Source organism: Massilia norwichensis (assembly GCF_024753245.1).
In the GTDB taxonomy this organism is placed as follows: Bacteria; Pseudomonadota; Gammaproteobacteria; order Burkholderiales; family Burkholderiaceae_D; genus Telluria; species Telluria norwichensis.
Genome location: NZ_JANUGX010000104.1, coordinates 1 through 249 on the forward strand (window position 1 = coordinate 1; position 249 = coordinate 249).

Here is a 249-nt window from a genome sequence, read left to right on the forward strand (position 1 = left end):
CACTTGCAGTAGTGCCTGCTGAATCAGACGGTCGGTCACGGTAGGTATCCCCAACTCACGCTCGCTGCCGTCCGGTTTCGGGATGCCCACGCGTCGTACGGGTTGTGGCTTGTACGTGCCGTCCGTCAGGCGCCTCCTGATCTCGGGCCATGCGTGCTTCAGGTGTTCCTTGGTCTGAGCGATATCCAGACCATCGACACCCGCGGCTCCCTTGTTCGCCTTCACGCGTTTCCACGCGCGTTGCATGTT

1 pseudogene is annotated in these 249 nt (G+C 61.4%); it reads right to left on the reverse strand.

The window, feature by feature from the left end:
* Positions 1 to 249: pseudogene (locus NX782_RS26315) on the reverse strand (group II intron reverse transcriptase/maturase); the annotation flags it as partial.